Genomic DNA, 24,788 nt, shown 5'->3' with positions numbered 1-24,788 from the left:
ACATTATTTGGGGAATATAAAAGGCAGTATTAGAAAACTTGGCTTATCGCCAAGCCTTGGCGAGAACTAATGTTGCACTTATTATGCAGTAGGAAAGTTTTATACTTTCTTATCTGCCAAAAAGTAATGGAATGACAAATATGCGAAATAGCTGGGATGTTTATAAGCTTGATATAAAAAATATAACAACGAATTGGGTTGTTGCTATAATAATAGGAGGGCTCATTATTTTGCCCTCCCTTTATGCATGGTTAAATATTAAAGCATCTTGGGATCCTTATGCACAGACAAATCAAATTCCAATCGGTGTTGTCAATGAGGATAAGGGAGCATTAATTCGAGACCAAGAAGTTCATGTTGGAGATACGTTAGTTGATACATTACGTAAAAATTATGATTTTAATTGGCAGTTTGTAGATCGTGAAAAAGCGATGGATGAAGTTCAATATGGAAATTACTTTGCTGTTATTATCGTACCCGAAAATTTTTCAGAAACGTTAGGGACAGTGATAAGAACGGAACCTGAAAAAGCGCAGATAGAATATTATGTAAACGAAAAAATAAATGCGATTGCTCCGAAAATTACAGAAAAAGGTGCATCCGTAATTGTCGAACAAATAAGTAGTGAATTTATTGCGACCGTCAATGGGATTATTTTTGACATGTTTAATCAAATCGGTATCGAACTTGAAGCAGATCTTCCAGATTTAAAACAGTTCGAAAGGTATATATTTACATTAGAAGAAGAATTGCCGGAGGTTCATAATTTATTAACTAGCACTAGTCAGGATGCAGATGAAGCAGAGAAGATATTAACAAAAGCTACTAATATGATACCAAAAGCAAAGTCAATGACAGCAAGTGGATTAGAAGAGACGGATAAAGCATTAGAACTATTAAATAAAGCAAAGAATCGCTTAAATGAAATTGGCCCCAAAATAGAGGAAGATTTGAAAAAAACTCAAGCTACATTAAATCAAGTAAAGGAATTGATAACTGGCTTTCAGGAAATTGATATTAAACAGAAACGTGAAACAGCTGGAAACGAGATCAAGGACCATATCAATAATTCTTTAGCAACAATGCAAGAAGTAGAACAAGCACTATCCGTAGTACAGGAAAGTTCTACAGAGGAGAATCCACAAATTGCAAATGCTTTGGAAAAAATAACAGCACTTAAAACATCGCTACAAAGTACACAAGCAGAAATTGACGGTTTCGGACAATTAGTAACCGAAAGTGAAGAAAAAATGAATGAAGTAACTGGAAGAATAACGGAACTTGGAACTGTCACTAGTACCAACTTGGATGAATTTATTCAGATATATAATGAGGAAATTAAACAAGCAGTACATGATAAGCTAGAAGAAGGAAGGACAACGATTACACAAGCGAAAAACATGCTTACCGAAATGCAATCGACAATTCCAAAAGTTGAAAAGTTGCTTGCCGATACGAGTACTCATTTAGGTGAAGGAAAAGGTATGTTGAAAAGCGTATTAGGAGAATTTCCATATATCAATGATAAAGTGAAAGAAGTCGCAAATCGGATTAGAAAGTTACAAGCAGAGGCAGATGTATATGATATTATTCAGTTGCTTCGAAATAATCCAGAAGCGGAACGTGGTTTCTTTTCAGAACCTGTAGTCTTAAATAAAAATGAATTATTTCCGGTTCAAAATTATGGAACTGGTATGACGCCATTTTATACGGTATTATCCATTTGGGTCGGTGCACTGTTATTAATTTCACTGCTCTCAACCGACATACCACATGCAGAACAAATAAAACCACAAGAAATGTATGTTGGGAGAATGTTTACTTTTATTACAATTGGTTTATTACAGACAGCCATTGTAACCTTTGGTGATATATTCTTTATTGGGGTAGGGGTAAGTAGCAAGCTTTGGTTCATTCTTTTTGGTTTATTTATTAGTATTATCTTCATGTTGTTCGTGTATACTGTTGTCTCCATTTTTGGAGATGTAGGAAAAGCAATAGCTATTGTCTTACTCGTCTTACAAATTGCCGGATCAGGTGGGACTTACCCAGTCGTATTACTACCGGAGTTTTTCCAATCAATAAACCCATTTTTACCATTTACATATGCTGTTGATCTGATGCGGGAAGCAGTTGGCGGTATTATATGGCAACGAGTGTTTCGCGACATATTATTTCTCTTCATATTCGGAGTGATGTTTGTTTTAGCTGGATTATTTTTAAAAGGTCCTATTAATAAACGATTGCATAAATTACTCCAATCAAAGGGATCGCGACTATTCCATTAATAGCGATCCTTTTCTTTTAACTCGATTTATCCCCGGAAAGTAGTTCTCCATCCACATCCCTATACTGTAAAAAAACACCAGATAAAATATGCAGATTAATATTTTCATTTCTATTATAATAGAATAAGAGAAACCTCATCCAAGGGGGAATAGAAATGAAGAAAAAGAAGTGGATGATAGGAATTTCCGCAGTTCTTTGCGGTTTTTTAATTATAGATGTTGCTGCGAGTTTTTACTTTTATGACTTAGCAATAAAACGTGGTCCGAAAGATTTTCTGCAAGGGAATGAAGATTTAGAAGTTTCCGCAGAGACGTTAGGTGAGTTTTTAGAAGGGGATTGGATTTCCTGGATGAGAGAACAACCTTTTGAATCGCTTGAAATGACTTCTTTTGATGGATTGAAACTTAAAGGATATTATTTACCTGCTAAAGAGCCAACAAATAAAACAGTAATTTTCGCACACGGATACCTTGGAAATGCATTCGATATGGGGTTATTCAGCGAGTACTATTATGAAAATCTCGGATATAATGTGTTTACACCAGATCTCCGTGGTCATGGTCAGAGTGAGGGAGATTATTATGGTTTCGGCTGGCATGATCGCCAAGATCTTACCGACTGGATGAACATATTAATCGAAAAAAATGGCCCAGATACGGAAATCGTGATGCATGGCTTATCGATGGGAGCAGCAACTGTTTTAATGGCTTCTGGCGAAAAACTGCCAAACAATGTGAAAGCTATTATCGCCGATAGTCCATATACTTCTGTTTACGATTTATTTGCATACCAATTGAAGCGTATGTTTCATTTACCAGACAAACCAGTGTTACCGACAACTAGTTTCGTAACAAAACTAAAAGCTGATTATTCGTTAACTGAAGCGTCTGCACTTAATCAAGTTAAACAAGCAGAAGTCCCGATTTTATATATTTCAGGTGAGTCGGATACATTTGTACCAACAGAAATGACAAACGAATTATATGAAAATACGAAAAGTACAAGTGAGATTGCCACATATCCAGGCGCAAATCATGGAGAATCATTCGTTTTATATCGTGAGGATTATTTGCAAACTATTACAACCTTTATAGAAAAATATATGTAAAAAATTCCTGCCTCATTTACTGGCAGGAATTTCTCTTATTTCACTTTTTCAAGTATTAATTGTGTGTCTATTTCATAAGCCTTTTGAAGCTTTCTTGAGATTTCACCTGGTTTTCCATCAGCAATTCGTTTGTTGTCAATTTCTATGATCGGCAGGACTTCGGACATACTACTCGTTAAGAACATTTCATCCGCATCGTGAATATCATCTACAGTAAACGCCTCTTCAATGAATGGGATTTGTAACTCTTTAGCAAAACGTTCAACAGCAATGCGCACACACCCTTTTAATATTCGGTTTGTTGCAGGGTGTGTATAAATTTTTCCATCTTTCACAAGAAAAATATTTGACGAGCCACATTCCGTTACACGTCCATCAATATGCAGAATCGCTTCATAACATCCTTGCTCCATTGCAGTTTGCTTTGCAAGGACATTTGGGAGCAAGTTTAGACTTTTAATATAGCAATTTTGCCAGCGTTCATCAGGCAATGTAATCGTGCTAACACCATTTTCTAAACCTTCCAAATTACGAGATTGATTTACTAGATATGCATAAATATTCGGTTCAATTGCTTCAGGAAATGTATGAATACGTGGTGCTGTACCTCTTGATACTTGTAAGTAAATAAAACCATCTTGTTCCATATTATTTCTTGAGATTAATTCAGATAATAGTGTAGTAATTTCGTCCTTTGATTGCTTAATTTCGATTCGAATTGCATCTAATGAACGGAATAAACGATCCACATGTTCATTTAATAAATAAAGTTTTCCATTGTAAATGCGGATTACTTCATATACGCCATCTCCAAACTGGAGGCCACGCTCTTCATAAGGAAATTGCAAACTGTCTTTATGTGTAAACTTACCTTGTGACATAATTATTGGATACATTGACATTAGATTATCCCCCTTATTTACTTGGCAGATAAGAAATTATTTCTTACTGCATAAGTGCAACTAGGGCTTTTGCCATTAAGGATTGTCAAAAGCCAAGTTTTACTAATGTATTTTACATCTTATTCACCAGAATGTAAATTAGTTCATTTGATACATTCGTTCATGATATTATTTATTTGGAATTTACATTTGAGAAGGAGGTGACTCGTTTGGATGTTGTTACATTAAAACAAGAAATTAAAGCTTATAGTAAAGAAATCGGTATTGATAAAATTGGATTTGCATCGGCTGACGTTTTTACAGAATTAAAACAGCGGCTAATAGAACGGGAAAAACTAAATTATTCCTCAGGTTTTGAAAAAGGTTCTGTAGAGGAAAGAACCGAGCCTGAAAGGTTAATGGCTGGGGCAAAATCAATTATTTCCATCGCACTTGCTTATCCTTCAAAAATTAATAACCCTCCTAAAAGTAAACCGGGAGAACGACGCGGTATTTTTTGTCGTGCATCTTGGGGAACAGATTATCATCATGTATTGCGTGCACGATTAGAAAAATTGGCAGACTATATTCAAACGAGAGTACCTCAGTTTTCTTATAAAACGATGGTCGATACGGGAGAGTTAAGTGACCGTGCAGTAGCCGAAAGAGCTGGCATAGGATTTTCAGGTAAAAATACAATGATGATAACGAAAGAGTTTGGTTCTTGGGTCTATCTAGGAGAAATGATTACAAATATTCCTTTTATACCAGATAAACCAGTAGAAGATAGTTGCGGGGATTGTCGTATTTGTTTGGATGCTTGTCCAACCGGAGCACTTGTTCAAGGTGGACAACTTAATGCACAGAGATGCCTAGCATTCTTGACGCAAACGAAAGATTTTCTCCCAGATGAATTTCGAGCAAAGGTTGGTACAAGAGTATATGGATGTGATACATGTCAAGCAGTTTGTCCATATAATAAAGGGATTGATTTTCATTTAAACGAAGAATTTGAACCGGATTCAGAAGTAGCTAAACCGTTGTTACGCCCAATGCTGCGAATGTCTAATCGTGAATTTAGAGAAAAATTTGGGACTGTTTCTGGATTTTGGCGAGGGAAAAATCCACTCCAACGAAACGCAATGATTGGACTTGCTCATTTTAAAGATGAAACGGCAATCGATGATTTAATTGCTGTTATGACAGAAGATGTAAGACCAGTCATTCGTGGTACTGCTGCCTGGGCACTTGGGAAAATTGGAACGACAAAAGCGCGCGAAGCAATTGAGCAAGCAATGACAAAGGAAAAAGACGAACGAGTAATTGTAGAAATGGAAAAAGGCTTAGAATTCACAAAAGCAAATTAGGATATTGAAAAAATTCTCTCATATATATAAGTGAGAGAATTTTTTATTTAAACGTCCGATGCTTAAACGCAATTTTTCTGTTCAAAAATGAGCTATCTCCATATTGTGCAAGTGGCCTCGCATATTGTTCTAGCCACTTAGCATGTTTATTTGTGAGTTAGCATAAAGTATGAGCCACTCAACATTCACTCATAGTCAACTGACCTATTTGATCACAGTAAAAGTGCCTTTTGCGTTTTAATTGGACGCCTAACTTTCTGAGAGGAGAATTCTATGAACGGCTTTATGTATGATCGGCAAAAAGCGGTAGAATATGCTGAATTGTGGTGGAATGATTATAATCCGGCTTTTCAACAGTTTGCGGTTGATTGCACAAATTATATTTCCCAATGTTTATTTGCAGGAGGAGCTCCGATGTGGGGAGAACCTAATCGGGAACGTGGTTGGTGGTATCGGAAAAATAATTGGAGTTTTAGTTGGTCTGTTGCCCATTCGCTTTATTGGTATTTAAAAACCTCTAAGACTGGTATGCAAGCAACAGAAGTGGGATTTGCACAGAAACTTTCTCCGGGTGATGTTATTTGTTATGATTTTGAAGGTGATAACAGGTGGGATCATACGACAATCGTTGTCGGTTATGATAGGGCTGGAAATCCGCTTGTAAACGCCCATACAGATAATAGTAAGCATAGGTTTTGGACTTATACAGATTCAGCCGCCTGGACTCCAAATATTAGGTATGCTTTTTTTCACATAAACGGTTAAAATAGATGAGGAAGTTTATAAGTAAGGAGTTTTAATCATGGGACTAAATATTGTATTATACCAACCAGAAATACCAGCAAACACAGGGAATATCGCACGTACATGCTTAGCTACCAATACGTCATTACATTTAATTCATCCCTTAGGTTTTTCAACAGATGACAAAATGCTTCGAAGAGCAGGACTAGATTACTGGGAAAATGTAACGATTTTTGAATATGAGTCTATCGATGAATTATATTCGAAGCACAAACAGGGAACATTTTATTATATCGAAAACTTTGGAACAAAATATTATACGGATTTTGATTACAGTAAACCTGAGGAAGAGTTATTTTTTGTTTTTGGCAGGGAGACAAACGGAATTCCAAGAGAGCTGATTGAAGGAAAAGAAGACCATTGCCTTAGAATTCATATGACTGATAAAGTACGTTCATTAAACTTATCCAATACAGCAGCCATTGTTATTTACGAGGTACTACGTCAACAAGGATTTCCTGATTTATCCTAAAAGAAGGTTGTTTTATAGAGGATGTTCAAAAAGTCCGGTAAAAATGACACTGCGAATTTCGCACGAATGCTTGTTTCTCCGCTCCTTGAAAAAGGAAAGCACTTTTTCTGCGTGCTAGAAGCGTTCGCTCATGTATCTAAATGCATCCATTCCGCTGCTTGAAACTGCGCCGCCTCGAACTTTTTGGTCCTTTTTATCCACCTTTTTGGACACGCACTTATAAAGGGTTTGGGACTAAACGCTGAATTTTTTACAAATTTTCCGAATGAGAAAATCCATTACGGTACGTTGGAACCCGCTTTAGGGATGGGATGAAAGTTCGGTGTATTCGCTATCGCAATTGTCTGAAAACATGCTATACTTGGAATAGAGACAGGTAAAAAGTTTCTAATACAATCTCGTTCATTGAAAATTAGATATTTTATCAGGTTCGATAGCCTAATTTATGCTATTGGCAAAACAATATGTGTCGTCATAGAAAAAGACTTCGGTACATATCGAAAAGAGCTGTACGCTATGGTAGTAGTAGCGTAGCGTAGCCCTATTTACTATAAGCACTGGATAGGGAGGGATAATGAGATCCCTTCATCTTGCAGGGGCTGTTCAAATCAGAACTTTTTACTGAGAAACTTTGGATATTACGCATTATAAAGGGAGATGCCAATGAAAACTCATGTACATACAATTGTTTTTTTGTCTATTTTCACTATTTTTCTTTTAACAACAGCGTTTATATCTCTAAGTTCTATAGGACCATTAGAACAAAATAAAACTGCACGTAATCTAGTTACCTCATTATATTTTAAAGACCCTAAAGTACAACGGGATGCTGCTAAGGGCAAACTTAAGATTCATCCGGATCGTTTTGCTACTGATGTTTTATCTTATCTTAATCCATATATAAATTATCCATTAATCGCATTAGTTTTTTCTGTTTTACTAAATGTATTAAGTCTAACTTTATTAAAGCGTAATGAAAATTTAGCTGGGAGCTTACTTATGTGTGCGGCCCTTGCATCTATTTTTACAATTATACCGCCTATTATACAAGCAATTTCCGGATATGTTTTGATTGAAAAAGATAAGTTAAACACTAGTATTCCATAAGTGCAAAGAGTCCACTAAGTGCGGGCTATTCGACGCTTCCCTAAAAAAACAAAAGTAATAATCAAAAAAATGAAAAATCGTCATGTAATCAAAGTCACATGACGATTCTATCATTGATTGTTTTTTGGTACGCCTGGTTTTGCTACGTATGCTGAGGTTAGGCAAGCAGTAATGAATGTTAAACTAACGGCTATGATTAATATAAGTTTCATGTGAATTCCTCCTCGTAAAAACGATAATGATATCTGTCCTAATTATAACGGCTTAACACCCATTTGTGAACTCAAACAATAGTTTATCCATAAAAATGTCGATTATTGATAGCTAAGCCGATATAATGGGATAAGGTTTTCATACGTCTGTCTTGCAAATGTAATAAATGCATCACCGTCTTTTAAAATCGGATTATTTGGAAACAGTTGTTTACCGATTAAAAACTCAGCCTTTTTCACATCGCGAAATCGTTCCAGTGCACTTTTTAAATCGATATTTTCAATCGAGGTTGCATCTTTTTTCGTATGATCCAGTGAGATAACATAATTATCTGCACGTAGGTTTTTTATTTCGCTTATATGTTGTAAAAAAGTACTAGCTATTTCTGATTTACCTGGCAATTCATAAATGAACGCAAGCCAAATAAAGACACGATCATCCCAAAGACCGATTTGAAAGTGAGGGTGTTTTTTATAACCACGCTTATTTCCCGCAATTGCCAGCCAGGTATCGTCTGGAGGATTGACCGTTCGCCTCGCATGTCTAGCAATATGTAAATACATTTCTGAACCAATCATACTAGACAGGTCATCAGTTAAAACATCACCAATTGCTCTAAACTTAGGTTGAATATTATCTTCAATCGCCCTTTTTCTAGGAATTAATCCATCTATATGAAAGATATTAAAATCTGCATCACTAAAACCATTAAAGTTCATAATAGCATTTTCCTCTCTGCGTATTTTTATATATAATTAACTCGGCAGACAATCATTTATTACTAGATAAGTGTAAATGTTTATTCACTACAACTCGATGTAATTTACTTAATCAAAAAGCCGAGTTTTTTTAATAGCGTAACATGAATTATTATAAATATACATAAATTAGTCTGTAAAAACTGGATACTACTAAAAGGTAGCGCATACATAGTTGTTTCGCCCTTTTCAGGGGTTATTAGTTGCTCAAGCTATCGGACAGTTCTATAATGAAAGCAGAGTGTAAATTTCGTATTAAATACGGAAAAGTCAATATCTAATGGGGGTATAAGACGTGGCACAGAGTGCAGAGCCTAGGGAGAAGTTTTGGAAAAATTTTTATGGTCCAAACATGGGATATGTAGAAGAACAATACGAATTATATAAAGAGGATCCGAATGCAGTTGATCCTTCTTTAAAAGCAGTATTTGATGAACATGGTGCCCCTAAATGGTTGGATCATATTGACAGCGGACAGCACACAGGTGGCGAGTTTTCGACAGATGATGTGCGGAAAATTACTGCTGCGATGAAGTACCTTGATGCAATCCGACGTTATGGTCATCTAGAAGCCGATATTTATGCAGTCGGTGGTTGGGATGAAAAAACAAACTTGTTAGATGCAGAAACGTACAATATTAATAATGATGACCTACGAGCAATCCCTGCTTCATGGCTTTGGGATAAAGCGCCTGCAAACTTAGAAACAGGATATGATGTAGTAGAGTTCTTACGTAAAAAATATACTGGTAAAATATCATTTGAATTTGATCATGTCAATAGTGATGAAGAAAGAAAATGGTTTTTAGATCGAATTGATTCTGGAAATTTTGAGTTTGAACTTTCTGATACCGAGAAAAAACAATTACTAGAAAGATTAATACACATAGAAGGTTTTGAACAATTTTTGCAAAAAACCTTTGTTGGACAAAAACGATTTTCCATTGAAGGATTAGAATCAATGGTACCTGTGCTAGATCAAATTGTAAAATCGGCAAATGCTGACAAAATTGAAAATATTATGATGGGAATGGCTCATAGGGGCCGTTTAAGTGTGCTTGCACATGTTCTCGGAAAACCTGTCGATAAAATATTTTCAGAATTTCACCATGCACCTAATAAAGAATTAATTCCTTCTGAAGGTTCGATGGGGATTAACTATGGTTGGACAGGAGATGTGAAGTATCATTTTGGTGCAACCCGTGTTGTAGAAAATGATCAAGCATCAACAAGAATTAAGTTAGCGAACAACCCATCTCACTTAGAGTTCGTTAATCCTGTTGTTGCAGGTTTTACTCGTGCTGCACAAGATGTACGAACAGAAAAAGGTTATCCGAAACAAGATTTAGATAAAGCAATTAGTGTACTTATTCATGGAGATGCGGCATTTATTGGAGAAGGTATTGTACCTGAATCAATGAACTTAAGTGGTCTTGAAGGATACCGTGTTGGTGGAACACTTCATATTATTGCTAATAATCTAGTTGGATTTACAACAGACCGAAAAGAGAGTCGTTCTACTCGTTATACTAGTGACCTTGCTAAGGGCTATGAAATTCCTATCATTCGTGTCAATGCTGATGATCCAATTGCGTGCGTACGTGCAATTCAATTAGCATATGAGTATTCACATGAATTTAAAAAAGATGTTGTACTTGATCTTGTCGGTTACCGTCGTTACGGACATAACGAAATGGATGAGCCAAGAGCAACACAACCACAGCTTTATAAAGAAATTGATAACCATCCAACAGTTACAGAAATTTTTACTAATGTTTTAAAAGAACAAAACATTGTAACAGAAGATGAAGTAAAAGAAATGAAAGCGAAAGTTCAGAAAGAGTTGCAAGATATTTATAGTGCAATGAAAGAAGATACACTTGTAGGTATTTCTGAAGTGAAAATGCCTGATTATCTAGCAAATAGTATTGACCATTATGAGACTGCTGTACCTTTAGAAGATTTGAAAAAGTTAAATGAAGATCTACTAAAGCGTCCAGAAGGTTTTAATACGTTTAAACGTTTAGACAGAGTTTTTAAACGACGTAAAAATATTCTTGCAGAAGGCCATAAAGCAGAATGGGGCGAAGGAGAAGCATTAGCTTATGCATCAATCTTAAAAGATGGTACTCCGATAAGACTCACCGGGCAGGATTCTGAACGTGGAACATTTGCTCACAGACATCTTGTTTTATATGATACAGAAACAGGGGAAAAATATTGCCCAATGCACGGGTTAGAAGATGCTAATGCGTCATTTGCTATTCATAATAGCCCGCTTTCTGAGACAGCTGTGCTAGGTTTTGAATATGGTTATAGTGTGCAATCACCGGAAACTTTAGTAATATGGGAAGCACAGTTCGGTGACTTTGCGAACGTTGCGCAAGTAATTTTTGATCAATTTATTTCATCTGCTCGTGCAAAATGGGGCGATAAATCCAATATGGTCATGTTATTACCACATGGTTATGAAGGGCAAGGTCCAGAGCACTCAAGTGCCAGATTAGAACGTTTCTTGCAAATGGCTGGAGAAAATAATTGGATCATTGCAAATGTAACATCATCTGCACAATTCTTCCATTTATTACGCAGACAAGCAAAAATGCATGGACGTGAAGAAGCAAGACCGTTAGTTGTAATGTCTCCGAAAAGTTTATTACGTAATGAACGAGTAGCATCTGAAGCAAAAGAATTTACAGAGGGTAAATTTGAACCATTGCGCGATCAACCTAACTTAAGAGTGAGTAAGAAAAATGCAAAACGTCTTTTACTCGGATCTGGTAAAGTGATGGTTGATATTGAAGAAGCAATTGCAAATTCGGAGGAGAATTTCGATTGGTTGCGTGCATTAAGGGTTGAACAATTATATCCATTCCCAATGGAACAATTGAAAAAAGAAATAGCCCAACTACCTAATTTAGAAGAAGTTGTTTGGGTACAAGAAGAACCTAAGAATATGGGAAGTTGGCGTTTTGTTTTAGAGTATTTACGTGAACTAGTAGACGACAAAAAAATTAGATATGTTGGTCGTCCGGAAAGAGCTGCTACATCAGTAGGAGAGCCGAATATCCATAAAATTATTCAAAACAAAGTCGTAACAGAAGCGATTAATCCAGCAAAGGGAGGAAATAGTAGTGAAGGAAATTAAAATTCCAGAACTAGCTGAATCTATAACAGAAGGAACAATTGCAGAATGGCTCGTAAATCCAGGTGATAAAGTTGAAAAAGGTGATCCTATTGTCGAGCTGGAAACAGATAAAGTAAATGTTGAAGTTAACTCAGATTATGCAGGAGTACTTGTAGAAGTATTAGCTGAAGAAGGGGACGACGTAAGCGTAGGTGATACGATTGCAAAAGTCGACGAAAATGCAGAAGCAGGAGCAGTAAGTGAACCTTCCGCTGACGCACCAAAAGAAGAAGCGAAAGTCGAAGCTCCTAAACAAGAAGAATCATCTACACCGGCTGAAAGCACAGAAGAAACTGTAGATAATTCAGGTGTTGTAGCTTCACCAGCTGCAAGAAAACTTGCTCGTGAACTAAACATTGATTTAACGAAGGTTAAACCACAGGATCCACTTGGTCGAATTCGTCCTGAAGATGTGGAAGCTGCAAATCAAGCGGCCCAATCAGCACCAGCACCGGCTGCAAAACAAACGCCAGCTGCTGCATCAACACAAGAATTCACTAAGCCGGTTAAAGTCGAAAAAATGTCGCGTCGTCGTCAGACAATCGCTAAACGTTTAGTTGAAGCACAGCATAATTCTGCAATGTTAACGACATTTAACGAAGTAGATATGACTGCAGTCATGAACATGCGTAAAGAGCGCCAAGAAAGCTTTGTTGCTAAAAATGATATTAAATTAGGCTTCATGTCATTCTTTACAAAAGCAAGTGTTGCTGCACTTAAGGAGTTCCCATTGCTTAATGCAGAAATTGATGGAACAAACTTAATTATTAAAGAATATTATGACATTGGTATTGCAGTATCTGCTCCAGGCGGATTAGTGGTTCCAGTTGTACGTGATGCGGATAAATTAGACTTTGCAGGTATTGAGCGTGAAATTGTTCGTTTAGGGTCAAAAGCACGTGATAACCAACTTGGATTAGATGATTTATCAGGCGGATCATTTACAATAACAAATGGTGGTATTTTTGGATCAATGTTATCGACTCCGATCTTAAACGCACCACAAGTTGGTATTCTCGGAATGCACAATATTGTTAAACGTGCAGTAGTCATGCCAGACGATACAATTGAAGTACGTCCAATGATGTATCTAGCATTATCTTATGACCACCGAATCGTTGACGGTAAAGAAGCTGTTCAATTCTTAGTACGTATCAAAGAAATGCTTGAAGATCCATATGATTTATTATTACAAGGATAATAATATTAAAATTGAAATCCCGCTGGAGAGTTTAGTCTCAAGCGGGATTTTAGTAGATAGAAACTAATGTTTGCTTACTGGCTAAATGTATTTTTTAGGAATCTATAAATATAATCTTTTGAATTTCTTCTTATACAGATGTTAAGTTCTCGTTCGGGTAATTTATCTTTCGTTTCAGATTTTCTTTCTTTCCAATCTAAACTCTTGACTTGGTCAGTCAATATTACACCTTCAATTTTTAAACCTTCTGGGATTTTAACCTCAAATGGATAGTTTTTTTGATTTATAATAGGACAAGTGATTGCAAACCCTGTTACTTGATTAAATGATTTTGGAGATAAGGGCAGGTCGCCTTCCTTTTTGTTCACGATCTACTTGTGCTCGATTTGCGCCTAACGATTACATATAAAAATTTGTATATTTATTTTCACTCCCATTCCAAGTAATATATAATGTAAAGTGGAATAAGATTGTAAGTGGGATTGTTTTTAGGAAAGGAATTACATAGATGAAACAAAAACGTATATTATTTACCGGTGGGGGAACGGCTGGACATGTAATTGTTAATTTAGCGCTTATCCCGTATTTTCAAAAAGAGGGCTGGGAAGTTGATTATATCGGTTCAAAACAGGGTATTGAGCGTGACCTGATAAAGGATTTACCTAATGTTACTTATTATCCGATTTCTACGGGTAAATTACGTCGCTATATGTCATTAGAAAATTTTAAAGATCCATTTAAAGTTTTAAAAGGAATGCTAGACGCTTGGAATGTTATCCGAAAGACGAAGCCGAATGTCATTTTTTCTAAAGGGGGATTTGTTTCTGTACCTGTCGTTGTAGCATCACGTTTAAGAGGCGTACCTACTATTATTCATGAATCCGATTTTACTCCGGGGCTTGCAAATAAAATTACGACACCATTTGCCAAAAAAGTATTAACGACTTTTCCAGAAACAATGATATATTTACCCAAGAAAAAAGCAACTCATGTTGGTGCGGTAATTCGTGAGGAGTTATTTCAAGGCGATAAAAGCCTTGGATATAAGGTAACAAACTTAATCCCAGGAAAGCCAGTCATATTAATTATGGGTGGAAGCATTGGATCGCAAAAGATAAATGAAGCGATACGAGCGAATTTGGACATTCTTTTAAAAAAATATCAACTTATTCATATTTGTGGAAGGAATAACGTAGATTCAACAGTTAAACGAAAAGGATACGTCCAGTTTGAATATGTAAATGAAGAACTAAAAGATATTTTTGCTATTACTGATTTTGTTATTTCCCGTGCAGGTGCGAATGCAATTTTTGAATTTCTCGCATTAGATTTGCCGATGCTGCTCATTCCATTGTCTCTTGCTGCTAGTCGAGGCGATCAAATTGATAATGCGAAGTCGTTTAAAGAACAAGGTTTTGCACATGTTTTAGAGGAAGAAGAGCTTTCAAAAGAGCGGCTTTTAGAAGAGGTTGAAAAGTTAGAGGAAGCTGCACCAGTATTGAAAGAGAATATGAAAAAGTATTCTAGCAAAGAGTCACGAGAAATGGTTATTCAACTCATCCATGAAATGGCAAAAAAATAAAAACTCCCCTGAGGGAGTTTTTATAATTTAACTCTTCATCTGATTTTTAAATGGCCACCAATTATATTTTCCAAAGAATCGTACCATTATTGGAGTAAATAATGGTAACATGAGAAATGCATACAACACCAATCCGATAATAACGACTGTCGCTATTTGTAAGAGTGACAGTACACCGGATGGGAGCATAGCACCGAATGTTCCGCCTAATATGATCGTTGCTGATATGATGACTGTTCCCATGTTTTTCATTGCATTGATTAATGCGTCTTTGATAAATCCATTTTTATATTCATTAAACCGATCCATCAGGAAAATACTATAGTCGATTCCAAGCGCAACTAACATAACAAATGAGAAGAATGGAATAACCCAAGTTAAGCCGTCATATCCAAAAATATTTACGAAAATTAATTCAGCGAAACCAAGGGATGTGTAATATGTTAATAGTAAGGATCCGATTAAATAAAGCGGCATCGTTAATGATCGGAATAAGATCACTAAAATGATGAAAATACCAATTAACATGTATAAAGCTGTGCGTGAATAATCTTCGTCTGAAACATTTTTTAAATCATTATTTAAACTGCTGACACCGCCAATCTCTGGCATACTTCCTGCAAATTTAGTATTTTCAATTCCGGTTTGTGCAGCATCATTAATATCACCGACTAACTCAATTGCTTCTTGAGAATACGGACTATAATCTAAAATGACATCAAACTTTACGACTTTTTTGTCATCTGAAAGATACTCATTAGCTCCTTCCAAAAAGTCATCATTTTCTACAGCTTCTTCAGGTATGATGACGACAGGAGGTTCTTGATCGACAGAAAAATCCCCTAAGTATTCTTGAACTGTCGTTAATCCCTCGTCAATCTGTGAAAGCCCATCTGAACCTTCGACTAAGCCACCAGAGAGTTCATCTAAACCTTCTTGTAATTCCTCAAACGCATTTTTAAGTTCTGATTGTCCGCCATAAATTTGAGATAATCCTTCTCTTAAATTAGGGAATTCGTTGACAACTTGTTTTTGCCCGCTTGCTGCTTCACTTAAACCTGACTCAAGTTGACTGATACCAGCGATTAATTCATCGAGTGCTGTAGATAGCTGCTCTTGTCCGCTTATTACCTCTTGAAAACTATTGTTTAACTGATTTAGTGGTTGAACTACTTCAGTTTGTAACTGTTCACTTGCACCAGACAATTTCCCTAATTCTTCTTCAATTTGATTAACTCCTTCGGCTAAACCATCTAATACTCCAACTGCACTCTGGTATGCCTCTTGATAACTTGGGTCAGTTTCAAGGTTAGGATTATAAGCAATGGAGATTTGGTTCATTCCTTCAACACTTGCTTTTGCACCTTCCACCGCTTGTTTTAACTGAGATAAATTAACAGAGTCCATTTCACCAAACCCGGCTAATCCTTCGGCAATTTGTGTATATCCACTTAAAATTTGTTTATTTCCAGCGATTGTCTCATCAAGATTCCTTTTCACTTCCTCAAGTCCAGCTTTTACTTCACCAGCCCCACTAGAACCAGACATAATTCCTTGTTCGATTTCTGTTAAAGCAGTTTGAATTTGTCCAATTCCATCATTCGCAGCATTTGTTCCATCCATTAATTCACCGACACCGTCTTTTGCGTCATTCAGTTTTGGAGACTCATTTTTTAACTCATCAGCCGCTTCCCGGAGTCCATCTTCTACCTCATTTAATCCGTCTACTCCTTCACCTAAACCGTCAGATAATTGCTCAGTTTGCGATTCCATTAAAAAGTCTTCAATAACATCACCTGCAGGACGAGTTGCACTCCGAACATAATCAACACCTTTAATACGATTTATTTCTTGAGAAATTGTTTCGATTGCTTGATAGTCTTCTGCTGACGTTATCGGCTCATCGACTTCCATTACTACAGTTGTTGGTAACGTTTCACCAGGTCCAAAACTTTCTGTTATCCAGTTAAATGCGATTACAGAACCAAATCCATCGCTTAATTCTTCTAAAGAGTCATACGATTTGTCTCCATTATAAGTTAATAAGGATGGTACCGTAATAATTGCAATAATGAATAAAGCAAAAATTGGCCGCCTCCATGCAAATACCCCAGCTGTTTTCCAAATTCTACTTTCTTTATGTTCGACTTTTTTATCAAATGGCCAAAAAAGCCGTTTACCTAATAAAATTAAGAAAAATGGAACGAGTGTAACGAGTGCGATTAAAATGACAGCAACACCAATTGCAACTGCAACAGCAGATTGATAGAGAGTAAATGACGAAAAACCGATTGTAGAAAACCCGATTAATACAGCAAGTCCAGCGAAAAATACTGTTTTACCACTTGCTTGATATGTGGCAATGACCGCTTCTCCAATTGTTTCATGTTGATTAATTTCTTCTTTAAATCTGCTAATCAATAAAATACAATAATCTGTTCCGATTCCAAACATTACCGCAACCATAAAGATTTGCGAAAATGTGGAAAGCGGAAAATCCATCGTATCAGCAAGAATTGCAACAATCCCTTCAGAAATTAAATAACTGATTCCAACAGTTAGTAATGGAATAAGAGGTGCCACAAATGATTTAAACACGAGAAAAAGAATGATCAATATTAAAACAACAGTTATAGATAAGGTTTTCTCAAGCCCTTCTTCGGAATTGATTATAATATCTTCCTGTAAAAAGATTTCCCCTGTTACATGATGATCTACTGGTATATTGGCAATCAACTCTGTTATCATATCCCGAGCTTCATTAGCTGAGCGATCTTCAACAGAAACTTTAAAAGGAACAATAATCGTAGTGCCATCTTCAGCTACTGTTAAATCTTTTACTTCTTCCCCTTCTCTAAAGTCGATAATATCTGAGATTGCTAGATTCTCTTGATTTTTTTGTAAAATATCGATTGCTTTTGTTATTTCTTCTTCATCTGTTTTTGTTAACATGTCTTCATTATGAAAAACTAATACAGCATCATAAGCACTTGTACCATCTTCATTCATTTTTTGTAATAGCTTATCAGCTTGGATGGATGTATTGTCATCTGGAACAGTCATCTGACCTTTTTCAGCTACTAGCGTTTGTAAATTTGGTCCAAATAAAAGAAGTGCCACTGCAACAACGACCCAAAGAAACGCGATCCACCACCGAAATTTAATAATTTGTTTCATATATTCTATCCTTTCTCAATATCAATCATTAATGTTGCGAGCTTTTCTAAAGATTTTATATAGCCTTCAATTTCAGCATGATCAAAATGATCGAGCTTTTCCTCGATAACTTGATAAAGTTCTTGTTCTGTTCGTTCAACAAGCTCACTACCCGCTTCTGTTAATTTAAGATATACGATCCGTCGATCCTCTTTATCTCGTATTCTTTCAATAAGTCCTTTATCGAATAATCTAGTAACAAGAGCTGTTACAGCGCTTTTTCCGACACTAAAGTATTTAGCTATTTCTGTACTCGTACAGATTTTTTTAGTATGAATATGTTGTAATATTGTAAATTGATCTGGCGTTATATCATGTTTTACATTTTGTTTTAGAATATTGTTTATTCCTCGATATATTGTATTTATCGCAAGTTGATAGCGACTGATTAATTGGTGTAATTCCACATATAAGGTCCCCTTTTTTATAGACTTAAATTAGTTCATATCATGATTAGTTCACTATATGAACTATTATACAAAATTCATTCCCTTATTAAAATAATAACGTCCGATCAACATAATAATTGATGGAAAAGAAGATATACACTAAGTATATTAAGTTATTATAAAAAATATTATGCCTAAAAATAATATGAATCTTTTCTAGAGGATGTTCAAAAAGTCCGGTAAAAATGACACTGCAAATTTCGCACGAATGCTTGTTTCTCCGCTACTCATGTATCTAAATGCATACATTCCGCTGCTCGAAACTGCGCCGCCTCAAACTTCTTGGTCCTTTTTATCCCCCTTTTTGAACACGCACTTCTAAGAAAAAATCGTTGAAAAACGGCAAGAGATACCGAATTCAACGATTGGTTATTAAAATTTTGAGTTCTATTGAGAGTGTTACAGCAAACTTCTACATACAAGATATGTCACAATTTTAGCAGGAGAAAGGTATTTCAGTCCAAAGCCGTTTTTAGACTGAACGAGCGTTTGCGCCTTTGTTATCTTTCATCCAATGAAATGACATCGACTTCTCCAGTGTTAGGGTCGATGACAAGCCCGTGTACGAGGACACGCGACGGGAGAAGCGGATGTTCACGGATAATTTCTACACTCTGAGCAATAGATTCCTCAACTGTTTCGAATCCATGAAATTCTTTATGAAAGTCAATTCCAGAATAATCGAGTGTTTTAAATGTCTCATCTGAAATTCCTTCATCCTTCATTTTATCCATTAAGTCATTGGTATCGACACAAGACATCCCGCAATCATGGTGTCCGATGACTACTACTTCCTCTGCTTGTAATTTATAAACAGCCACGAGAATACTTTTAATAATACTATCGAAAGATTTTCGAATGATTGCGCCGGCGTTTTTAACCATCTTAACATCACCGTTTTGGATGTTTAAAGCTTTTGGTAAAAGTTCAACTAATCTTGATTCCATACATGTGAAAACAACCATTTTTTTATTTGGAATCGTATTTGATAAAAATTGCTCATAATTTTTATTTGCAACGAATTGTTTATTATAGTCCAACATTTTCAGTATTCTAGACATACATAAAGCTCCTTTCTAATGTTGCCATTTTTTTCTATAATAGCAATCATTATAGCATACAGTTGGTTGGCTAGTAATCATTTTGTCATATTGACATCAAAAAATGAAACATTATAATTAAATAGACATGAAGGGGATTTGTGGAAATTTTCGATAAAAAGGGGGATGAGGCATGTTTGATGTTTTAGGAAAACTGAGTTGGTTTTTTAAAGATTATTGGAAGCGGTATACATTTGCAATAACCGCATTAATAGTTGCTAGTGCAATCGGATTAATCCCTCCAAAATTGTTAGGTTACACCATTGATCATATCCGCTTCGACTCATTAACTTCTAAACTATTATTTGCAGTAATTTTGATTTATCTTACCATCATCGTTGTTGGTTATGTTATTACATTCTTATGGGATTATACTTTATTTGGTGGAGCAGTAATTTTAGAGAAAAAGATGCGAAGTCGCTTGATGGAGCATTTTTTGAAAATGACGCCAACATTTTTCAGTAAATATAAAACAGGGGATTTAATGGCCAGAAGTACAAATGATCTAAAGGCGATCGCTTTGACCGCTGGATTTGGTATTTTAACTTTAGTTGACTCGACTACATTTATGTTTATGATTATCGCGATGATGGGGTTTTCGATCAGCTGGAAATTGACCTTTGCAGCGCTTATCCCGCTACCTATAATGGCTATCATTATGAGTAAGTATGGATCAGCTATTCATTCTCGTTTTATGAAGGCGCAAAATGCGTTTGGAGATATGAATAATGAAGTGCTTGAATCCATCCGTGGGGTTCGTGTACTTCGTGCCTTTGTACAGGAACGTCAGGATAAAGAACGGTTTTATAAAATGACGGATGACGTTTATGAAAAAAATATGGCAGTTGCTCGGATTGATGCTTTATTTGAGCCGACAATGAAAATATTAGTAGGCACTTCATATACGATTGGACTCGGTTATGGAGCAATGCTCGTATTCCGAAATCAAATTACACTAGGTGATCTCGTTTCTTTTAATGTGTACTTAGGGATGTTGATTTGGCCAATGTTTGCGGTTGGTGAGTTAATCAATGTGTTACAAAGAGGGAATGCCTCTGTGGATCGAGTGAATGAAATTCTTCGGTATAAAGCAGACGTAAAAAGCCCACTAAATCCAATCAAAGTAAGTAACATATCTGAAATCCATTTTAAAAATGTGAAGTTTTCTTATCCTTTTACAAAAAGCAATCAATTAGAAATTAACGATCTTTCCGTGAAAAAAGGCGAAACGATTGGTGTCGTAGGTAAAACAGGTGCTGGTAAAACGACATTGTTTAAACTCATGCTCAGAGAGTATCCGAATATGATAGGAGAGATTGCCTTTTCAGGCGTTCCAATAGAGCAATTACATTTAAACCAATTACGAAATTGGATCGGCTATGTACCGCAAGATCAAATAATGTTTTCTAAATCGATTCGTGAGAATATCCAATTTGGAAAAGAGGATGCAACAGATGAAGAAATTTTTCGGGTAATGGAATTGGCTCATTTTTTAGATGATATTAAGCAGTTGCCAAAAGGGCTGGATACGCAAGTAGGAGAGAGCGGAGTAACACTTTCTGGGGGACAGAAACAACGTGTTGCGTTAGCACGAGCTTTTATTAAAGATCCTGAAATTTTAATTTTAGATGATTCCTTATCTGCAGTTGATGGAAAAACGGAAGCGAATATTATCGCACATTTAAAACGGGAACGGAAGGAGAAAACGACGTTTATTGCTGCACATCGATTATCAGCAGTCGCTCATGCAGACCATATTATTGTACTAGAAGATGGAAAAATTATGGAAGAAGGAAACCACGAAGAATTAATGAAAGCTGATGGCTGGTACAAAACGCAATATGAAAAGCAACAATTAGAGAATTAGGAGGTGCGCTTATGTTTAAAGGATCAACGGAAAAGCGTCTTCTGAAATATGCTTCCCTATATAAAAAAGGGATTATTTTAGGAATTATTTGCTTAATGATAGCAACTGCATTAGAGTTAGCTGGACCTTTTATTGCCAAAGTAATTATCGATGATCATATTTTAAGTATTGAAGGGACATGGCATGAGGTTGAAGAAACAAATAATAATACTGTCTCTTATCAGAACCGAAATTTTATTAGAAAAGACCGGCTTACTAGAGAGCATACGCTTGGAACAGTGACGATTGTAGCTGTTGAGAAAGAATATTTTTTAGTGGAAGAAGATGTCCCGTTTGAAGGAAGCAGAAAAGTAGAAAATGGTATGCTTACGATCGGAACAGATCAATCCGTTCAAGTAGAGGCAAAACAATTATCGCTTCAAGAACTATATTCCTTTTTTAAGCCTGAACAAAAACCGATTTTGTTTCTATTAGGTCTCTATGTTGGATTACTGTTAATTGCAGGTGTCTTTCAATATTTCCAGACGTATTTACTACAACAAGTCTCCAACAGAGTTGTTAAAAAAATGCGTAATGATATTTTTTTACATACACAAAAAATTCCAATCGATTATTTTGTCGATCAACCTGCAGGTAAAATTGTTGCACGAATTACAAATGATACAGAAGCAATCCGAGAATTATATGAGCGTGTTTTATCGATTGTCATCACACGGATCATTTATATGGCTGGAATTTTAGTCGCTATTTATATTTTAAATCCGAGTATTGCTCTCATTTGTTTATTAATTATCCCGATCATTTATGGTCTTGCAAGAGTGTATAAACATTTCGGCTTAAAATACAATTTAGTCATTCGCAAGAGAAATAGTGAAATAAATGGAAACATTAATGAGGCAATTCAAGGAATGTCCATCATTCAAGCATTTCAAGTTCAAAGGAAAACAATGGAATCATTCGAACAATTGAACGAAGAAATTTTTTCAAATCAAAAAAATTTAGTCACATTAAGTGCTTTAACATCATTTAATTTTGTTGATGTCATTCGAAACATTGCATTCGTTGGCTTTATTTGGTACTTCGGATCTTTTTCTCTAGAACCTAACAGTATTATTTCTATTGGAATGTTATATGCTTTAGTCGATTATTTGACGCGTTTTTTCGAGCCAGTAACAGCAATTGTCAATCAGTTTCCACTTATTGAGCAGGCGAGGGCTTCAGGAGACCGAATGTTTAAATTGATGGATCATGAAGGGGAAGAAGTAGTAGAAGCGAAAATACCCCGTTATAAAGGGGATGTTGCTTTTTGCGATGTATCGTTTGCTTATTTGGAAGATGAGTTTGTATTAAAAAATATCTCTTTTAAAGTAAATGCAGGTGAAACTGCAGCTTTTGTCGGACATACAGGTTCTGGGAAAAGTTCGATTATGAATTTGCTATTTCGTTTTTATGATCCACAAAAAGGATTGATCACAATTGATGGTACGTCTACAAGAGAATGGTCGAGACAACAAGTGAGGTCATATATGGGAATTGTATTACAAGATCCATTTTTATTTTCTGGTTCGATTATTTCAAATGTGACGATGAATGATCCTAAAATAAAGCGAGAAACAGCGATTAATGCATTAAAAGCTGTTGGAGCTAATCAATTTATTGAGAAATTACCGAACAGTTATGATGAGGCGGTAACTGAAGGGGGAAGTACTTTTTCACTTGGGGAAAGACAGCTCATATCTTTTGCACGTGCCTTAGCGTTTGACCCGGCCATTTTAATTTTGGATGAAGCAACAGCAAACATTGATACAGAAACAGAATATATTATCCAACGGGCATTGGAAGTGTTGAAAAAAGGTAGAACGACGTTAATTATCGCCCACCGTTTATCAACGATTCAAAATGCGGATAAGATTTTTGTCCTGGAAAGTGGTAAAATAAAGGAAACTGGAACACATGAAACGTTAATTGAAGAGCAAGGAATTTATTATCAAATGTATCAAATGCAAAAAGGCAGTGCCAAGCAGGTTGGCTAATGGGCTAAAGAGGTGTCTATGAAGCAGATGAAAAAGTATGAAAAAGACATCATCGATGAAGATTTATATGAAGAAATTGATGAAGAGGAATTATATGAATTAGTAGAAGAAGCGCGGCAGGACGCCCTTCAAAAAGAAAAAGAGAGAAAACAAGACAAAAAGCCAAAATCTCCCTTTCCTAAATGGATGTTTTGGCTTATTGCACTTGCGTTAATGTTTCATGTAGTTGCTTTGTTACCACAGACATTCTCTATTCCAGCAGTCGACTTTCTAATGACATCAGCCAAATTGTCACAACAAGAAGATATTAAGACATATAAGGAAGCTATAGTCGTTATTGAAACTGAAGAGAGTAAAGGAACAGGCTTTGCAATGAATGCGGATGGCGATATTTTAACGAATTATCATGTAATCGAAGGGAATAATACGGTTACTGTTGCCTTTCCTGAAGAAGGATTATTTACAGGGGAGGTTGTGGAAACATATCCAGAAATTGATTTAGCTGTATTACATGTGGATGGAAATAATCTGCCTTATTTGCCTTTAGCCAAAACATTCCTATATAAGCCAAATGAAAAGATATATTTTATCGGAAATCCATTAAAGTTCCAAGGAATCGCTAACGAAGGGACTATTATTGATTATGTAGGAGTAAAGAGTAAAGATCTTCCGGTCGTTATGCTAGATGCCCCAGTGTACCGGGGAAACAGTGGTAGCCCAGTTATAGACGAAAATGGGGAAGTAATCGGTGTCGTATTTGCCACGATGCATCATAAGGAAGAAGGGCGTGTCGGACTTTTTATTCCAATCGATTATTATTATGATGAAAAGAATAGGTGATAGTGTGAAAACAAAATCAGTGAAACACTTCTATGTAAAAAATTTCAAAATCCCGCTGAATATCATGGGGTTTGCGCTGAATAATCGGTCAGATCGCTGAATTATAGACCCAAACCGCTGAATCCCGTCAGTGCGCTGAATAATTTTGTAATTCGCCGAATAATTGTAAATCCCGCTGAATGTCATGGGCTTTGCGCTGAATAATCGGTCAGATCGCTGAATTATAGACCGAAACCGCTGAATAATTTTGTAATTCGCCGAATAATTGAAAATCCCGCTGAATATTATGGGGTTTGCGCTGAATAATCGGTCAG

The 24,788-nt window shown here is 36.0% G+C and carries 17 protein-coding genes and 1 pseudogene; 12 read left to right on the top strand and 6 right to left on the bottom strand.

Features of this window, described 5'->3' with window-relative positions:
• Nucleotides 1–140: 140 nt before the first annotated feature.
• Together SPD89_RS09450 and SPD89_RS09445 are read left to right on the top strand one after the other, a co-directional pair.
• A complete protein-coding gene (locus tag SPD89_RS09450) occupies nucleotides 141–2,288 on the top strand; it encodes a YhgE/Pip domain-containing protein (protein WP_336261709.1) in 2,148 nt (715 codons plus the stop codon).
• Between the two features lie 155 nt (nucleotides 2,289–2,443).
• The gene (locus tag SPD89_RS09445) at nucleotides 2,444–3,397 is read left to right on the top strand and encodes an alpha/beta hydrolase (RefSeq protein ID WP_336261708.1); all 954 of its coding nucleotides are present in this window, start codon (nucleotides 2,444–2,446) and stop codon (nucleotides 3,395–3,397) included.
• Nucleotides 3,398–3,432: 35 nt separating this feature from the next.
• Here the strand turns inward: SPD89_RS09445 and dat are convergent, their stop codons facing one another.
• Nucleotides 3,433–4,299 (bottom strand): D-amino-acid transaminase, encoded by an 867-nt coding sequence (gene dat / locus SPD89_RS09440; RefSeq protein ID WP_336261707.1) that lies wholly within the window; start codon nucleotides 4,297–4,299, stop codon nucleotides 3,433–3,435.
• Nucleotides 4,300–4,508: 209 nt separating this feature from the next.
• Between dat and queG the strand changes: the two genes are divergently transcribed.
• The 4 genes and pseudogenes from queG to SPD89_RS09420 all read left to right on the top strand — a co-directional run bounded on the left by queG (nucleotide 4,509) and on the right by SPD89_RS09420 (nucleotide 8,028).
• Entirely contained in the window at nucleotides 4,509–5,645 is a 1,137-nt protein-coding gene (gene queG, locus SPD89_RS09435; RefSeq protein WP_336261706.1) for a tRNA epoxyqueuosine(34) reductase QueG, read from the top strand.
• Between the two features lie 282 nt (nucleotides 5,646–5,927).
• A pseudogene (locus SPD89_RS09430) lies at nucleotides 5,928–6,410 on the top strand (amidase domain-containing protein); the annotation flags it as partial.
• Between the two features lie 37 nt (nucleotides 6,411–6,447).
• On the top strand, nucleotides 6,448–6,921 hold the full coding sequence (trmL, locus tag SPD89_RS09425; RefSeq protein WP_336261705.1) for a tRNA (uridine(34)/cytosine(34)/5-carboxymethylaminomethyluridine(34)-2'-O)-methyltransferase TrmL: 474 nt from the start codon (nucleotides 6,448–6,450) through the stop codon (nucleotides 6,919–6,921).
• A 663-nt stretch (nucleotides 6,922–7,584) separates the two neighbouring features.
• Nucleotides 7,585–8,028, top strand: coding sequence for a DUF4064 domain-containing protein (locus SPD89_RS09420; protein WP_336261704.1), 444 nt, complete (start codon nucleotides 7,585–7,587; stop codon nucleotides 8,026–8,028).
• 314 nt (nucleotides 8,029–8,342) lie between these two features.
• On the opposite strand, the gene SPD89_RS09415 is transcribed toward SPD89_RS09420, so the two are convergent.
• A complete protein-coding gene (locus tag SPD89_RS09415) occupies nucleotides 8,343–8,960 on the bottom strand; it encodes a YktB family protein (RefSeq protein WP_336261703.1) in 618 nt (205 codons plus the stop codon).
• A gap of 334 nt (nucleotides 8,961–9,294) precedes the next feature.
• On the opposite strand from SPD89_RS09415, the gene SPD89_RS09410 reads away from it, so the two are divergent.
• On the top strand, nucleotides 9,295–12,147 hold the full coding sequence (locus tag SPD89_RS09410) for a 2-oxoglutarate dehydrogenase E1 component (RefSeq protein ID WP_336261702.1): 2,853 nt from the start codon (nucleotides 9,295–9,297) through the stop codon (nucleotides 12,145–12,147).
• Nucleotides 12,134–13,387, top strand: coding sequence for a 2-oxoglutarate dehydrogenase complex dihydrolipoyllysine-residue succinyltransferase (odhB, locus tag SPD89_RS09405; protein ID WP_336261701.1), 1,254 nt, complete (start codon nucleotides 12,134–12,136; stop codon nucleotides 13,385–13,387). The genes SPD89_RS09410 and odhB overlap by 14 nt, the downstream gene beginning before the upstream one ends.
• Before the next feature lie 74 nt (nucleotides 13,388–13,461).
• Here odhB and SPD89_RS09400 read toward each other — a convergent pair whose 3' ends face one another.
• Nucleotides 13,462–13,755, bottom strand: a complete 294-nt coding sequence (locus SPD89_RS09400) for a type II toxin-antitoxin system PemK/MazF family toxin (protein ID WP_336261700.1) — start codon at nucleotides 13,753–13,755, stop codon at nucleotides 13,462–13,464.
• Between the two features lie 140 nt (nucleotides 13,756–13,895).
• Between SPD89_RS09400 and SPD89_RS09395 the strand changes: the two genes are divergently transcribed.
• Nucleotides 13,896–14,969, top strand: coding sequence for an undecaprenyldiphospho-muramoylpentapeptide beta-N-acetylglucosaminyltransferase (locus SPD89_RS09395; protein ID WP_336261699.1), 1,074 nt, complete (start codon nucleotides 13,896–13,898; stop codon nucleotides 14,967–14,969).
• A 27-nt stretch (nucleotides 14,970–14,996) separates the two neighbouring features.
• Here SPD89_RS09395 and SPD89_RS09390 read toward each other — a convergent pair whose 3' ends face one another.
• The 3 genes from SPD89_RS09390 to SPD89_RS09380 all read right to left on the bottom strand — a co-directional run bounded on the left by SPD89_RS09390 (nucleotide 14,997) and on the right by SPD89_RS09380 (nucleotide 19,695).
• Entirely contained in the window at nucleotides 14,997–18,146 is a 3,150-nt protein-coding gene (locus SPD89_RS09390; RefSeq protein WP_336261698.1) for an MMPL family transporter, read from the bottom strand.
• Between the two features lie 5 nt (nucleotides 18,147–18,151).
• The gene (locus SPD89_RS09385) at nucleotides 18,152–18,592 is read right to left on the bottom strand and encodes a MarR family winged helix-turn-helix transcriptional regulator (RefSeq protein ID WP_336261697.1); all 441 of its coding nucleotides are present in this window, start codon (nucleotides 18,590–18,592) and stop codon (nucleotides 18,152–18,154) included.
• A 542-nt stretch (nucleotides 18,593–19,134) separates the two neighbouring features.
• Nucleotides 19,135–19,695: a beta-class carbonic anhydrase gene (locus SPD89_RS09380; protein ID WP_336261696.1), complete on the bottom strand. Its 561-nt coding sequence runs from the start codon at nucleotides 19,693–19,695 to the stop codon at nucleotides 19,135–19,137.
• Between the two features lie 172 nt (nucleotides 19,696–19,867).
• Here SPD89_RS09380 and SPD89_RS09375 point away from each other — a divergent pair, with 172 nt between their 5' ends.
• Genes SPD89_RS09375 through SPD89_RS09365 form a run of 3 tightly spaced genes read left to right on the top strand, consistent with a single transcriptional unit; the run spans nucleotide 19,868 to nucleotide 24,474 of the window.
• Entirely contained in the window at nucleotides 19,868–21,601 is a 1,734-nt protein-coding gene (locus tag SPD89_RS09375; RefSeq protein WP_336261695.1) for an ABC transporter ATP-binding protein, read from the top strand.
• 11 nt (nucleotides 21,602–21,612) lie between these two features.
• Nucleotides 21,613–23,634, top strand: coding sequence for an ABC transporter ATP-binding protein (locus SPD89_RS09370; RefSeq protein ID WP_336261694.1), 2,022 nt, complete (start codon nucleotides 21,613–21,615; stop codon nucleotides 23,632–23,634).
• Between the two features lie 18 nt (nucleotides 23,635–23,652).
• Entirely contained in the window at nucleotides 23,653–24,474 is an 822-nt protein-coding gene (locus tag SPD89_RS09365) for a S1C family serine protease (protein ID WP_336261693.1), read from the top strand.
• Nucleotides 24,475–24,788: the final 314 nt, after the last annotated feature.

The organism is Pseudogracilibacillus sp. SO30301A, from assembly GCF_037072025.1.
In the GTDB taxonomy this organism is placed as follows: domain Bacteria; phylum Bacillota; class Bacilli; order Bacillales; family Amphibacillaceae; genus Pseudogracilibacillus.
The sequence above is the reverse complement of the archived record's forward strand: the minus strand, read 5'-3'. Positions and strand labels throughout refer to the sequence as shown.